At 34.7% G+C, this 14,269-nt stretch carries 18 protein-coding genes, 1 tRNA gene and 1 pseudogene; 12 read left to right on the top strand and 8 right to left on the bottom strand.

Features of this window, described 5'->3' with window-relative positions:
* Positions 1-39: 39 nt before the first annotated feature.
* From LPC21_RS05745 to LPC21_RS05730, 4 genes are all read right to left on the bottom strand, one after another.
* Entirely contained in the window at positions 40-915 is an 876-nt protein-coding gene (locus LPC21_RS05745; RefSeq protein WP_229316219.1) for a cation diffusion facilitator family transporter, read from the bottom strand.
* 88 nt (positions 916-1,003) lie between these two features.
* Positions 1,004-2,317 (bottom strand): UDP-N-acetylglucosamine 1-carboxyvinyltransferase, encoded by a 1,314-nt coding sequence (murA, locus tag LPC21_RS05740; RefSeq protein WP_229316218.1) that lies wholly within the window; start codon positions 2,315-2,317, stop codon positions 1,004-1,006.
* Positions 2,318-3,037 carry a DUF4290 domain-containing protein gene (locus LPC21_RS05735; protein WP_229316217.1) on the bottom strand — a complete coding sequence of 240 codons (720 nt, stop codon included), beginning with the start codon at positions 3,035-3,037 and terminating at the stop codon, positions 2,318-2,320.
* Between the two features lie 3 nt (positions 3,038-3,040).
* On the bottom strand, positions 3,041-3,337 hold the full coding sequence (locus LPC21_RS05730; RefSeq protein ID WP_229316216.1) for a DUF493 family protein: 297 nt from the start codon (positions 3,335-3,337) through the stop codon (positions 3,041-3,043).
* A gap of 148 nt (positions 3,338-3,485) precedes the next feature.
* Here LPC21_RS05730 and LPC21_RS05725 point away from each other — a divergent pair, with 148 nt between their 5' ends.
* From LPC21_RS05725 to LPC21_RS05705, 5 genes are all read left to right on the top strand, one after another.
* Positions 3,486-4,025 (top strand): AAA family ATPase, encoded by a 540-nt coding sequence (locus tag LPC21_RS05725; RefSeq protein ID WP_229316215.1) that lies wholly within the window; start codon positions 3,486-3,488, stop codon positions 4,023-4,025.
* Positions 4,026-4,086: 61 nt separating this feature from the next.
* Positions 4,087-5,982: a RecQ family ATP-dependent DNA helicase gene (locus tag LPC21_RS05720; protein WP_229316214.1), complete on the top strand. Its 1,896-nt coding sequence runs from the start codon at positions 4,087-4,089 to the stop codon at positions 5,980-5,982.
* Positions 5,982-6,929 carry a methionyl-tRNA formyltransferase gene (gene fmt, locus LPC21_RS05715; RefSeq protein ID WP_229316213.1) on the top strand — a complete coding sequence of 316 codons (948 nt, stop codon included), beginning with the start codon at positions 5,982-5,984 and terminating at the stop codon, positions 6,927-6,929. The genes LPC21_RS05720 and fmt overlap by 1 nt, the downstream gene beginning before the upstream one ends.
* 179 nt (positions 6,930-7,108) lie before the next feature.
* A complete protein-coding gene (locus LPC21_RS05710; RefSeq protein ID WP_229316212.1) occupies positions 7,109-7,381 on the top strand; it encodes an HU family DNA-binding protein in 273 nt (90 codons plus the stop codon).
* A 115-nt stretch (positions 7,382-7,496) separates the two neighbouring features.
* Positions 7,497-8,057 (top strand): YqgE/AlgH family protein, encoded by a 561-nt coding sequence (locus LPC21_RS05705; RefSeq protein WP_229316211.1) that lies wholly within the window; start codon positions 7,497-7,499, stop codon positions 8,055-8,057.
* Here LPC21_RS05705 and LPC21_RS05700 read toward each other — a convergent pair.
* The gene (locus LPC21_RS05700; protein WP_229316210.1) at positions 8,054-8,887 is read right to left on the bottom strand and encodes an aminotransferase class IV; all 834 of its coding nucleotides are present in this window, start codon (positions 8,885-8,887) and stop codon (positions 8,054-8,056) included. The genes LPC21_RS05705 and LPC21_RS05700 overlap by 4 nt on opposite strands.
* A 52-nt stretch (positions 8,888-8,939) precedes the next feature.
* A complete protein-coding gene (locus LPC21_RS05695) occupies positions 8,940-9,332 on the bottom strand; it encodes an START-like domain-containing protein (protein ID WP_229316209.1) in 393 nt (130 codons plus the stop codon).
* 149 nt (positions 9,333-9,481) lie between these two features.
* On the opposite strand from LPC21_RS05695, the gene LPC21_RS05690 reads away from it, so the two are divergent.
* Positions 9,482-9,558 (top strand) — tRNA-Met (locus tag LPC21_RS05690).
* 56 nt (positions 9,559-9,614) lie between these two features.
* Here LPC21_RS05690 and LPC21_RS05685 read toward each other — a convergent pair.
* Positions 9,615-10,058: a hypothetical protein gene (locus LPC21_RS05685; RefSeq protein WP_229316208.1), complete on the bottom strand. Its 444-nt coding sequence runs from the start codon at positions 10,056-10,058 to the stop codon at positions 9,615-9,617.
* Positions 10,059-10,172: 114 nt separating this feature from the next.
* Between LPC21_RS05685 and LPC21_RS05680 the strand changes: the two genes are divergently transcribed.
* The 5 genes and pseudogenes from LPC21_RS05680 to LPC21_RS05660 all read left to right on the top strand — a co-directional run bounded on the left by LPC21_RS05680 (position 10,173) and on the right by LPC21_RS05660 (position 12,986).
* Complete coding sequence (locus LPC21_RS05680; RefSeq protein ID WP_229316207.1) at positions 10,173-10,499, top strand: ArsR/SmtB family transcription factor; 327 nt, start codon at positions 10,173-10,175, stop codon at positions 10,497-10,499.
* A 42-nt stretch (positions 10,500-10,541) separates the two neighbouring features.
* Positions 10,542-10,988, top strand: a pseudogene (locus tag LPC21_RS05675) (DUF6428 family protein); the annotation flags it as partial.
* Positions 10,989-11,004: 16 nt separating this feature from the next.
* Complete coding sequence (locus tag LPC21_RS05670) at positions 11,005-11,616, top strand: arsenate-mycothiol transferase ArsC (protein ID WP_229316206.1); 612 nt, start codon at positions 11,005-11,007, stop codon at positions 11,614-11,616.
* A gap of 27 nt (positions 11,617-11,643) precedes the next feature.
* Positions 11,644-12,678, top strand: coding sequence for an ACR3 family arsenite efflux transporter (gene arsB / locus LPC21_RS05665; RefSeq protein ID WP_229316205.1), 1,035 nt, complete (start codon positions 11,644-11,646; stop codon positions 12,676-12,678).
* Positions 12,679-12,776: 98 nt separating this feature from the next.
* Complete coding sequence (locus LPC21_RS05660; protein ID WP_229316204.1) at positions 12,777-12,986, top strand: hypothetical protein; 210 nt, start codon at positions 12,777-12,779, stop codon at positions 12,984-12,986.
* Between the two features lie 57 nt (positions 12,987-13,043).
* Here the strand turns inward: LPC21_RS05660 and LPC21_RS05655 are convergent, their stop codons facing one another.
* The gene (locus tag LPC21_RS05655; RefSeq protein WP_229316203.1) at positions 13,044-13,496 is read right to left on the bottom strand and encodes a DUF4442 domain-containing protein; all 453 of its coding nucleotides are present in this window, start codon (positions 13,494-13,496) and stop codon (positions 13,044-13,046) included.
* 205 nt (positions 13,497-13,701) lie between these two features.
* Here LPC21_RS05655 and LPC21_RS05650 point away from each other — a divergent pair, with 205 nt between their 5' ends.
* Positions 13,702-14,157, top strand: coding sequence for a DUF4870 domain-containing protein (locus tag LPC21_RS05650; protein WP_229316202.1), 456 nt, complete (start codon positions 13,702-13,704; stop codon positions 14,155-14,157).
* The last annotated feature ends 112 nt before the right edge of the window (positions 14,158-14,269 follow it).

The raw sequence follows: 14,269 nt of genomic DNA, 5'->3' as shown, positions 1-14,269 counted from the left end.
GAAACCATAAAAAAGGCGTTGCAGTTTGCAACGCCTTTTTTATTTCGAATCGTCTGGTTCTACATGAATTAACACATGTCCTAATTCAGGAATTTCTGATCGTAAGGTATCTTTCAATTGATGCGCTAAGTCGTGCCCCTCTTTAACCGAAATAGTGGCTTTAACAGTCGCATGTAAATCAACATGGTATTTCATACCTGACTTTCGAATGAAACATTTCTCCGTATCTACAATTCCCTCTACAGTTTTGGATACTGTTCTAATATTTTCAATCAGATCATCATAGACATGCTCATCCATTATCTCGCTTAAGGCAGGTCTAAAAATGAGATAACTATTGTACAATATAAATCCAGAGGCAAATAAAGCCGCCCAGTCATCTGCAGATTCATACCCTTTACCTAAAAAAAGTGCTATTGAAATTCCAACAAATGCTGCTATTGAAGTAATTGCATCACTTCGATGGTGCCATGCATCGGCTTTTAAAGAAGAACTATTGGTTTCTTTACTCCTTTTCAAAACCAATTGAAAAGAATATTCTTTCCATAGAATAATCGCACCTAAAATGTATAAAGTCCAAGATTTAGGTAAATCATGAGCTGTGCCAATATTTATAATGCTTTCATAGGCAATAATTGTTGCCGATGTAATTAAAAACCCCACTACTATAAACGTTATCAATGGTTCCGCTCTTCCGTGCCCATACGGGTGATTTTCATCGGCGGGTTTGTTGGAATATTGAATCCCAAACAATACTAAAAAGGAAGCAAAAATATCCGTAGTCGATTCTATTGCATCAGCAATAAGCGCATACGAATTACCAAAAAAGCCAGCTAATCCTTTGATAATGGCTAAAACCGTATTTCCAATAATACTGAAATAAGTCGCTTTAATTGCTGCTGCTACTTTTGGCATTGTATGACGATTTATAAATTAAAATATCGTTTAGAGATTTTGCAATAAAATGACTCTAAACGATATTTACTTATTTACTATTTGTTATTTAGGCACGAATAATTTTTGCCCCGATAGCTCTTAAACGCTCATCGATACGCTCATATCCTCTGTCAATTTGATCGATATTCTGAATCGTGCTAGTCCCTTTTGCTGAAAGTGCTGCGATCAATAAAGAGATACCCGCACGAATATCTGGAGAAGACATGGTAGTCGCTTTTAATTGCGATTTGAAATCATGACCAATCACCACTGCTCTATGTGGATCACACAACATAATCTTAGCACCCATATCAATTAATTTGTCCACAAAGAACAAACGGCTTTCAAACATTTTTTGGTGAATTAAAACATCACCTTTGGCTTGTGTAGCCACAACCAAAACAATACTCAATAAGTCTGGCGTAAAACCTGGCCAAGGTGCATCAGCAATAGTTAATATCGAACCATCAATATCGGTTTTGACTTCATAACCATCTACATGAGAAGGTATGTAAATGTCATCTCCGCGTCTTTCTAATGTGATACCTAATTTTCTGAACACATTAGGAATTACACCTAAATTATCCCAGCTTACATCTTTAATGGTGATTTCTGATTTAGTCATGGCAGCTAATCCAATCCAACTTCCAATTTCGATCATGTCAGGCAAAATTCTGTGCTCACAACCTCCTAAACTTGACACACCTTCAATGGTCAGTAAGTTGGATCCAACACCTGTAATTTTGGCTCCCATAGAGTTCAACATTTTACACAACTGTTGCAAATACGGTTCGCAAGCAGCATTGTATATTGAAGTAGTTCCCTTTGCTAAAACAGCTGCCATTACAATATTTGCCGTTCCAGTTACAGACGCTTCGTCCAATAACATATAAGCCCCTTGTAAACCTTCGGCAGGAGTTTCTACTCCATAGAAATGATCTTCTTTATTGTATCTGAATTTGGCACCTAAATTAATGAATCCCTCAAAGTGAGTATCTAATCTTCTACGACCGATTTTATCGCCACCTGGTTTTGGAATATAACCTTTACCAAAACGAGCTAATAATGGTCCAACAATCATAATAGAACCACGAAGAGCGCCACCTTCTTTTTTGAAAGCTTCTGTTTCTAGGTAATTTACGTTTACCTCATCGGCTTGAAACGTATAAGAATTCGGTCCATTTTTTTGAATTTTAACTCCCAAATTACCTAATAAAGTAATCAGTTTATTAATATCAATAATGTCTGGCACATTATTAATAGTTACTTTTTCTGGGGTCAATAAAATAGCACAAAGTATTTGTAAAGCCTCATTTTTTGCTCCTTGTGGTGTGATTTCTCCTTTTAGACGAATGCCACCTTCGATTTTGAAAATTCCCATTTATTTTTGTTTATTTTTTTGAAACTGTTTTGGTTTTCCTGGTTTATTGTTGTTTTTATTGCCTTGAATCTTTGGTTGACCTACTGGCAAAATTTTATTCGACACCCGTTTGTTGGTTCGCAGTAAATCCGTTGTATTTAATAACTCCTCTGTACTTTGTAATAAATTCAATTTACCATCAGACAATTCGTAAAGATGTTCAAAAATAACATCATCTTTCACGGTATCTTTATTCCAACTTAAATACGATTTTTTCATGTGATTGGCAATCACTTTTACCAAAGCACTCTTCATTTCTCCTTCGTCCCATTTATTGGCTACATCAATCATGTACTTGATATTGTTGCCATAATAACGGTATTTTGGAAAATTTTGTGGGTATTGCAACACATCTGGTTTCAGTTGTAACACTTCTCGAGACGGAATTGGGTAGGGTGAAACAACGTCCAACTTAAAGTCAGACATAATAAACAATTGATCCCATAATTTATGCTGAAAATCGGGAACATCTCGCAAATGAGGATTCAAGGTTCCCATCACTTGAATGATGTATTTAGCCGCTTTATTGCGCTCTTCAGCATCTTCAATTTCCGTTGCTTGATCAATTAGTTTTTGCAAATGACGGCCGTACTCCGGAATAATCAAATGCGATCGCTCTGCATTGTATTCCAAGTGATGTACAACATCATTCGCATTTTCTTTGGTGTATTTTGAATTCATATTTTATAAGGAAACGATTCCTTCAATTACCGAAACTTCGATATATTTATCAATTATTTCTTGAGCGTTTTTCATTTGTACATCTACCGAAACACTGGTAAATTTTCCGGTTTTGGATTTCGTAGTTTTAATTACAGCACCCATGCAATCAAATGCATCTTCAACTCGCTGGACATTATCATCAACTGAAGGAACAATAAATTTAAAGAGATATTCTGCTGGCCAGGTATTACTCATGTCCAACTCTACTTTTAATCTCTCGTAAAACTCAGCGGTCTTATTTTCTTTTTCTTGATCCATTACTAAGCATAAAATTAACGCAAATATAAGGTATTGATTTTAGAATTTAGAATTTCAAGTTGTTTTTTGAAATCAATGATAATTATCTAAAGGATTAATTTTTAAAATCCCAATTACTTTAGGTAAATTTGCGACTTATTTACAAAAAGTGCAAAAAGAAATCATCGTAATTATTGGTGGCCCTGGAACAGGAAAGACAACTATCATTGACGGATTAGTCGAAAATGGATATTGTTGCTATCCTGAGATTTCTAGACAAGTTACTGCCCAAGCACAACAACAAGGAATTGAACAATTGTTTTTAGAAAACCCTTTGCTTTTTAGCGAACTCTTGTTAGAAGGGCGAAAAAAACAATTTCTTGATGCCCATCAAGAACCCCATAATATTGTGTTTTTGGATCGTGGTATTCCTGATGTTTTAGCTTATATGCATTACATTGGTGACAGCTATCCTTCCTTTTTTGACGCAGCTTGTAAAGAGCACATATACTCCAAAATATTTATTTTACCTCCTTGGGAGGATATCTATGTGAGCGATCAAGAACGCTATGAAAACTTCGAACAAGCGCAATTAATTCACGATCATTTAGTTGAGACCTATGAAAAATACGGTTACGAATTGATTGAGGTTCCCAAAGATACCGTAGATAAAAGAATTCTTTTTATCTTAGAGCAAATTTCAAACTAAAAATACCTTGTAAAAGCAATTCCCTTTTACATTGCAACTACAACGTAGCGCCCTGAAATCTATGCAAACAGCACTAGCTATTCTTCAGAAATATTGGAAGCACGATCAATTCCGATCGCTACAAAACGAAATCATTGATTCGGTTGTAAGCGGCAAGGATACATTAGCTATTTTGCCAACGGGCGGTGGAAAATCAATCTGCTTTCAGGTGCCGGCATTGATGAAAGATGGGATTTGTTTGGTGATTTCGCCTTTGGTAGCATTAATGAAAGATCAGGTCGCCAATTTACAAGCACGCAATATCAAAGCCATTGCCTTGACAGGCGGTATCCGTTCTGAAGAAATGATTGATTTATTAGACAATTGCCAGTTTGGGAATTACAAATTTTTGTATCTATCTCCCGAACGTTTGCAATCGGATTGGATTTTGGATCGCATAAAAAATCTTCCGATTAACTTGATTGCGATAGACGAAGCCCATTGTGTTTCGCAGTGGGGACATGATTTTAGACCGGCCTATTTAAAAATTTCCGAACTAAAAAAACACTTTCAAAAAGTCCCTTTTTTGGCCTTAACTGCCACAGCTACTCCTAGAGTTAAAGAAGATATTATTGCCGAAACAGCTTTGCAAAATCCGCAAATATTTCAAAAATCATTTGCTCGAAACAACATTGCCTATATGGTAATTGAGGCGGAGGACAAACTGTATAAAATAGAACAGGTGCTCAAAAAAAATCCGCAACCCTCCATAATTTATGTTCGTAACCGACGTTCTTGCATGGATTTATCGAATCAACTAAACGCTATAGGATTCAAAGCTACCTATTATCATGGTGGGCTTTCGCCAAAAGAAAAAGACAAAAATATGGCGCTGTGGATGCAAGAAGAAGTGCAAGTAATTGTCGCTACCAATGCCTTTGGAATGGGAATTGACAAAGCCAATGTAAAAACGGTAATCCACATTCAATTGCCAGATAATATTGAAAATTATTACCAAGAATCAGGACGTGCTGGACGGGATGGCGAAAAAGCTTTTGCCATTTTATTGACCAGTCCATCTGATACCTTACAAGCTGAAAATCAATTTTTATCCAATTTGCCTGACAAAGCTTTTTTGAATTCGATCTACATCAAATTGTGCAATTATTTTCAAATTGCATATGGAGAAGGCATCAATGAACAATTTGCTTTCAACCTGAATCACTTTTGTTTGAAATACAATTTTCCAACTTTAAAAACCTATAATGCCTTTCAGTTTTTAGACCGACAAGGCATTATTAGTTTGTCTCAGGAATTTTCTGAAAAGATTAAATTGCAATTTTTAATTCCTTCGAAAGAAGTACTGCGATACATTAGTTTGAATCCAAATGATGAGGAAATTATGCTCACCATGTTGAGAGCCTATCCAGGCATTTATGAAATGCAAACTGCTTTCAATTTGGATTTTATTGCTAAAAAATCAAATCATACGTCTATTGAAGTTCAAGCTGTTTTACAAAAATTAAAAGAGAAAAATATCATTGAATATCAAGCAAAAAATAATGATGCGTCCCTCCTTTTTAACGAAATTCGCGAAGACGAACGAACCATTAATAGAGTAGCAAAATATTTAGAAAGGCAAAACCAGCTTAAAAAAGAGCAATTGCAATCAGTTATTCATTATATTAATGAGAAACAGATTTGTAAAAATCGGTTGATTTTAGATTATTTTGGCGAAAAAACAGCAACTGATTGTGGAATTTGCTCGTATTGCATTGGCAAAAATAAAAAAGTTAAAAACACCAATTCACTTGCTGCTACCATACTAAGCGTATTGCAAACAGAAGAATTAAATTCGAGAGAAATTCAAGAAAGAATACAAACGGATACAGAAACAGTCATTGAAATTCTGCAGCAATTGTTAGAACAAGAACAAATCGTCATCAAGGCGAATAACAAATATACAATTCATCACTAATGGAGAAATTACGAATCGTCTTTATGGGTACTCCTGAATTTGCCGTTGGCATTTTGGATACTATTTTACACAACAATTACGAAGTCGTTGGTGTTATTACTGCAGCCGATAAACCCGCAGGTCGCGGACAAAAAATAAAATATTCGGCTGTTAAAGAATACGCATTGGCACACAACTTACATTTATTGCAACCTACCAATCTAAAAGACGAAAGTTTTTTAGCGGAATTGAAAGCAATAAACGCCAACTTACAAATAGTGGTAGCCTTTAGAATGTTACCAGAAGTAGTTTGGAAAATGCCATCACTAGGAACTTTCAATCTTCATGCTTCACTCCTACCCAATTACAGAGGAGCAGCTCCTATTAATTGGGCAATTATCAAGGGAGAAACCAAAACGGGAGTCACTACCTTTTTTATTGATGACAAAATTGATACAGGTGCTATGATATTAAATGCTGAAACTGCTATAGGTGCCAATGAATCAGCAGGAGAGTTACACGATCGTTTAATGGAATTGGGAAGTGAAACTGTCATTGAAACTTTAGCACTTCTTGAAAGTGGGAGAGTAACGACCACAATACAAAAAGACAATGACGATATTAAAACTGCTTACAAATTAAACAAAGAAAACTGTAAAATAGATTGGAACAAACCTGCTCTAGATATTCACAATCTTATTAGAGGGCTAAGTCCGTATCCTGCTGCTTGGTGTTTCATCAGCGATAAAGGAGAAGAATGGAATGTTAAAATCTACCAATCTAGTATTATAACTGAATCGCATTCTTTAGCAATTGGCCAATTGGTTAGTACCAAAAAAGAATTAAAAATTGCTGTAGCCAATGGATTTATTCAAATTGAAAGCCTACAATTCCCTGGAAAGAAGAAGATGAATACTGCCGAATTCCTCAATGGAATCCAATTTACAGCAGATGCAAAAGCGTATTAAACGCTAAAAAAACCAGTATTTACAACGTTTTCGGGTGGAAAATCATCACTTTTATGAACAAAAAACCCAAGTTATTAACAAATTAGCCCTAAAATGTTTTTTACCCTTGCACGGTAAGGATTTCCTGCTAATTTTGTTTAACAATTTTTTTTTAACCAACAATTAATAAAACTTTTATTATGAACAAATCAGAATTAATCGACGCTATCGCTGCTGACGCAGGAATTACTAAAGCAGCTGCTAAATTGGCTTTAGAATCATTTTTAGGAAACGTAAGTGGTACTTTGAAAAAAGGTGGAAGAGTTTCTTTAGTAGGTTTCGGATCTTGGTCAGTATCTAACAGAGCTGCAAGAGACGGTAGAAATCCACAAACTGGAAAAACTATCAAAATTGCTGCTAAAAATGTAGTAAAATTCAAAGCTGGAGCAGAATTAGAAGGAGCTGTAAACTAATTTTAGTTTTCCTTATACAAATAAACCTTCCTTATCGGAAGGTTTTTTTTTGCCTTTAAACGAAAAAAAATGATTCGTCTACATTTTATTATTAATTTTAATAAAAATTGGAGTTATGATTTCAGCACAACTTAATAAAGGGCAACTACTTATAGCCGACCCATTAATATTGGGTGATGCCTCTTTTGCAAGAGCTGTAATCTTACTAACCGCACATAACAAAGAAGGATCTGTAGGCTTTATACTCAATAAGCCTTTACAATATTCGATTACTGATTTGCTTCCAGAAATAAACACTCCATTTAAAGTGTATAACGGTGGGCCGGTAGAACAAGACAATCTTTATTTTATTCACGATGTTCCCCATTTGATTCCCAATAGTGTCGAAATCTCAAATGGTATCTACTGGGGCGGCTGTTTTGAATCGGTGAAAGAGTTAATTAAGCAACAAAAAATCGGCAAAAATAACATTCGCTTTTTCTTAGGATATACTGGCTGGGATGAAAATCAATTGGAGTTGGAAATGGAACAAAACTCATGGATAGCCACTTCCAATACTCATGAAAACAAAATTATCAGTAAATCCACTACGCATTTTTGGAAAGAAAAAATTATTGAATTAGGAGGTGATTATCTCATCTGGTCCAACGCACCAGATGATCCCTATTTGAATTAATTGGCGATCATTTCATTTAACTTTTGAACTAATTCTGAAGCCAATGCGGTACCAAATTCTTTCTTTCTATACTTGGTAATCGACTTAATCCCTTTAATAACATTGGTGTAAAACAACTCATCTGCTTTTTGAAGATCAAAAGGAGAAATAACCCCTTCGATTACTTCCAAGCCTTCCATTTTCTTGGCCAAACTAAGTACCTGCTTACGCAAAATACCATTACAACAGCCTTCAGAAATTGGGGGAGTAATCAATGTATTACCATTAACCATGAAGATATTGCCTTGCAACACTTCTACCACATTTTTGGTTTCGTTAAGCAAAATACAATTATCCAAATCATTTTCATCTGCATAAATACTAGCTGTGACATGCAGCACTTTGTTAGTAGTTTTTAATGTAGCAAGTAATTGTTTAGCAACATAAAAATCTTTGTACAAATCCACTTCACAGGATTTTGACTCCCAAACATAAGCTTGATTTTCTAAAGCAGTAGTATGAATCAGAAAAGAAATAGTATTGGTAGTTGGCAAATAATAACCGCCATCATTACGATACACGGTAATTCGTGCACGAGCCGATGCGGAAAAACCATTATTAGAAACAGTAGTAAGTACTTGGTCTTCAAAAAATTCCATGGTAAAATCCATCGGAATTTCCATTCGTAAAATACGCATAGAAGCCATCAATCTAAAATAATGATCTTCTAAAAAGAGAATTTTACCATTTACAATTTTTACCGTTTCAAAAACGGCATCACCGTATAAAAATCCACGATTATGAATTAAACTATTCTCTTGTGCGCTACTATTCCCGTTACTATTAATCATAAAAAAGCCCTGAATTTTGTTCAGGGCAAATATAAGTTATAAAATACAATTTTTAGACTGATCCGATGAGATGTTTCAAATCGGAAATTTGATTTTCCCACAATTGTTGGGCTTCTTCAAGTTCATCGGCTGGAGCAAAATCAATTACTAAAAGCGATACATCTTTTGTTAGTTCATCTTCAAGAATATGGATTTCAAAAAAATACTCTGAGTCTTTATTATTGTCATCCACCCATTTGAATTTTACTTTCTCTCCTGATTTTTTAGAGGCCAATCTCGCTTTCTCTTGAGAGTCATTCCAAATGAATGTAAAGAACTCTCCACGGGAATTCACATTGTCGGCAAACCACTCTGATAAACCGGAAGGAGTAGAAATGTATTGATACAATAATTGGGGGGAAGAGTTGATGGGAAACTCAATCTCATAGCGAACTTTTGGATCCATGAATGCTGTTTAATTTTCTCGAAATATAAGAATATAAAGTCAAAAAAAAAGTCTTTTTAAAAATATTTTTTTTCTTATTTTATACTTGCAAACATTATTATTATTTCTATATTTGCACCCGCATTGAGAGATGCATAACCAATAGAAATGGCGAGGTAGCTCAGTTGGTTAGAGCGCAGGATTCATAACCCTGAGGTCACGGGTTCAACTCCCGTCCTCGCTACCAAAAGTAAAACCCCTAATACGAATGTGTTAGGGGTTTTTGACTTTCATAATTGATTATTATTTTATTCTAAAATAATATCGCGTAATAAATATTCCGTCACCATCACCTTTTCCGGAATCGCTTTCAACACCACTCACTATGTTGATTAATTCCCATCCTTCTTTACTATATTTATTTAACATAGAAGTTATCATTGCATCATTAGAGGCTATGTTTTGAAAATTTATTCCAACCAAACTATAAAAATTAACCAAAGTAGATTCTTTTAATTCGTCAATTTTTACATCACTTCGATCCTTTTCTGTTTTTTCTTTACCGTCTTTAGTTCTTATAGTAGTAAATTGAGTATAATCAACTTCAGTTCCATTTTCAATTATTCTAGATCTACCTACCCCGCCTGGCACAATAGACTCTATGCTGGTAACAATTTTATACTTATAACCTTGCGCTTGTATTCCTAGAGCTAGAAATAGAAAACTGATTAAGAAATATTTTTTCATCGCTTATACTATTTTTAAAGTTTATAATTGAACAAATATGCGAAATATTTATGAATAATAATTAGCATTATAAAATACTTTAATCGTAATATTGCAATATTAAAATATAACGCAATGGGAATTACCAAAACCGAAGGATTTACAACAACACAAAATGAGTTGGCTGTTTTAGCTAAAGCAATTGGGCATCCTGCACGAATAGCCATAATTGAATACTTACTAAAAACAGATTCTTGTATTTGTGGCGATATCGTTAATGAATTGCCTCTCGCCCAGCCCACCGTTTCACAACATTTAAAGGAGTTAAAAAACGCCGGACTTATCAAAGGAAATATTGAAGGGACTTCCATTTGTTATTGTCTAAATGAAGAAGGTTTCCATCCATTGAAAGGCTTTTTTGAGCATATTAATACACAACTTACTAAGAAAGAATGTTGTTAACTAAAACAAAAAAATATGACACTATCAGCTATTTAATCCGAATTACAAAAAGCAACAACTATTGCTTTTCAGTTGCCTAATGGCGAACTCGTAGCACCTCACTTTCATGTCACCGAAGTAGGCAAAATAACCAAACACTTTATCGACTGCGGCGGAACTATTCGAAACGAAGAAGTAGCCAACTTCCAATTGTGGGAAGCCCAAGACTACGATCATCGTTTGCATCCTGATAAGCTTTTGAATATTATCGAATTGTCGGAACAAAAATTAGGCATAGCCGATTTAGAGATTGAAGTGGAATACCAAATGAAAGACAGTATAGGAAAGTTTGGATTGGAATTTAACGGAACTCATTTTCAATTGACTTCAAAAATCACTAACTGTTTAGCTCCAGACCACTGTGGTATCCCGGAAAAAAATATGCCCCATGTTGGACAATGGAAAGCAAAAACCACTTCTTGTTGTTCACCCGATTCAGGTTGCTGTTAAATCAAATAATAAAACTATGTTTCAAAATTTAATTACTACAATTGAAAGTTGTTCGAAAACAACAATTTCCATTGAACGAAAAGAAGTTGTTCGACCATTAATTGAATACATTCAAACTAAAATCGATACACAACAATCCATTCGTTTGAATTTCATCTGTACTCACAATTCCCGTCGCAGCCATTTGTCACAAATATGGGCTCAAACGATGGCATTTCATTTTGATATTCAAAATGTGTTTTGTTATTCGGGCGGAACAGAGGCTACGGCTATGTTTCCAAAAGTTGGCGAAACCCTTACCAATCAAGGTTTTCAAATCCAACAATTAAGCAGTGACAACAATCCGGTTTATGCTGTAAAATATGACGAAAATGAAGCGGCTATTGTTTGTTTTTCCAAAACGTTTGATGATGCATTCAATCCAACAAGTGAATTTGCAGCCATCATGACCTGTTCGTCAGCCGATGCCGGTTGTCCTTTCATTGCAGGAGCCGAAAAACGATTGCCCATTCGATATGAAGATCCTAAAGCTTTTGACGGTACGGACCTAATGGATGTAAAATATGCGGAACGAAGCTTGGAAATTGCTTCTGAAATGCATCATGTTTTTTCGCAAATAAAAAAATAACTCAAACGAATTTCATACATCTTCATCATGAAAAAAAGATTAGGGTTTTTAGATCGATATTTAACATTATGGATATTTTTAGCGATGCTGGTTGGCGTAAGTATTGGGTATTTCATTCCCAATTCATCGCGTTTTATCAATACCTTTTCTTCTGGAACAACCAATATTCCATTAGCCATTGGATTAATTTTAATGATGTATCCACCATTAACCAAAATTGATTTTTCGAAAGTGCCTCAAATGTTTGAAAAGCCAAAGTTGTTAACTGCTTCTTTTTTTATCACCTGGATTGTTGGCCCTTTTTTAATGTTTTCGTTGGCGGTTTTGTTTTTACGAGATTTCCCAGAATACATGACAGGACTCATAATCATTGGACTAGCACCTTGTATTGCTATGGTTATTGTTTGGAACGAACTTGCCGAAGGTAATCGAGAACTTACCGCAGGATTAATTGGTATCAACAGTTTGTTACAAGTATTCTTTTTTAGCTTGTATGCCTATTTTTATCTTGAAATTATGTTGCCGCTGTTTGGTATCAAAGGTTTAGCGTTGAATATTACTATCATCGAAATTGCTCAAACCGTTGGGATCTATTTGGGTATTCCATTTGTATTGGCGGTAAGTAGCCGTTATGCGATTAAAAAAATCCTTGGAGACAAATGGTTCAATCAGCGATTTATTCCTTTTGTATCTCCTATTACTTTGATAGCCTTATTGTTTACTATTGTAATAATGTTCAGTTTGAAAGGCGAAATGATAGTAGATTTACCTCTAGATGTTCTTCGTATTGCCTTACCTCTCGTGATATTCTTTGCGATAATGTTTACGCTAATGTTTTTTGTAAGTAAGAAAATTGGCGCTAATTACCGAGATGCAGTGGCCTTATCATTTACCGCCTCAGGAAATAATTTTGAATTGGCTATTGCTGTATCCATTGGCGTTTTTGGCATTAATAGCGGACAAGCCTTTGCGGGCGTGATTGGTCCACTAGTAGAAGTTCCCGCTTTGATAGCATTAGTAAATGTGGCTTTTTGGTGGAAGAAAAAGTACTATAAACACTAAACGATTTAAGTAAACATTAACGTTAGAATAAATTCAATATCAAAATATATTTTATATTTGTGTGAGAAAATAAAATCAATCGATAAAAAAATAAGAATATGAAAAAAGTAATTGCAATTCTAGCCTTAGCATTCTTTTCAGTAAGCATCACTGCTCAAGAATCTAAACAAGAGAAAAAAGAAATGGCATGTTGTTCTAAACACGCTAAAATGTCAAATGACGAAGTAACGAAATGCCAAGCCAAATGTAAAGCAGAAGGAAAAAAATGTGATGCAAAAGCACATAAAGCATCAGGAAAAAAATGCTAAGCTAATAGCTGCATTTTCTGTATTAAATTCTAAAGCCTCTATTCAAGAGGCTTTTTTTTATTTAACTCGCACACTCCATTCAAAGTCCATTTCAGAAACTTGCACCCCTTGTTCATTCATTCCAATGGATTTCATCCAAAAAGTTTGCCCCTCGCCTGTGGCTATTGTTTTTTGAATAGCCTCCTCGATTAAATGACCGTCATTACAGCTAAAAGTAATTCGCCCAGTTGCCTTTTTGGTAAAATTACCTTTATTGTTAGCAACTAACATCGATATTTTCTTCCCACTTTTTTGAATATGATACATCACCAAAGCACCCGTGCTCAACTCAGCACCCATCGCTTGAACTGCAAAGTACATCGACTGAAAAGGATTCTGATTGATCCATCGGTGTTTGACCGATACCACACATTCAGTAGCATGGATAGTCTTTACACGAACTCCACAAATAAAAGCAGAAGGTAATTTAAATAGTAAAAATTGATTCAGTTTGGAGGCTGTAAGGGTCATAATGGCTAATTTTTAGTAAAAATAGTAATTTAGGATTAATAAACAGAAAACTTTCAAAATTCACTTATTACACTTAAAAACAACTACTTAAGTATTTAGTAATAATTTAAAAATGTTAATTTTATGTTAATATTTACTACTATGCAAAACAAGATACTGTCTTTTAGATATATATTTGCATAAGAAATTACTATACACTTTAATTATGCAAACAAATACAGAAAAAAATTGGGCGACTGTAACTCATCTAGGCGCTTTTGGACAATACCTTTTCCCATTAGGTAATTTTGTAATTCCTATAATTATCTGGAGTTCCAAAAAAAATGAATCTACTTTTGTGGATTACAATGGCAAACAATGCATCAATTTTCAATTGAGCGTTTTATTGTATTCTTTGATTTTAGGAGCCATTTTTATTCCAAGCTTTCTGATTACTTTTTTAAGCCATGTAACCTTTGATGAATTGATTCATGACAGACACTTTGTAGTGCAAGACTTAAACTTTTCAGAAAACATTGGTTTGATTACTACCGGAGCCATTGCCGTTTTCTTTTTGGCATGTTTAAAAATCGTTGAGTTTTTCTTAATTATTAGAGCAGCTGTGAAGACTGCAAACGGAGAATACTATAGTTATCCTTTGACCATCAAATTCATGAAATAAAGCATTCCCCTAGCCCCGTCCCGAATCTTCGGGTGAAAGGAAAATCTTTTTTATGGAGCGTAGCGAAATACAAAGATTGCAATGCAAAGCGGGATTAGCTTCAAACAAAAAA

Origin of the sequence: Flavobacterium ammoniigenes, from assembly GCF_020886055.1 — a bacterium.
Lineage (GTDB): Bacteria > Bacteroidota > Bacteroidia > Flavobacteriales > Flavobacteriaceae > Flavobacterium > Flavobacterium ammoniigenes.
This window is presented reverse-complemented; position numbering and strand designations above follow the sequence as displayed.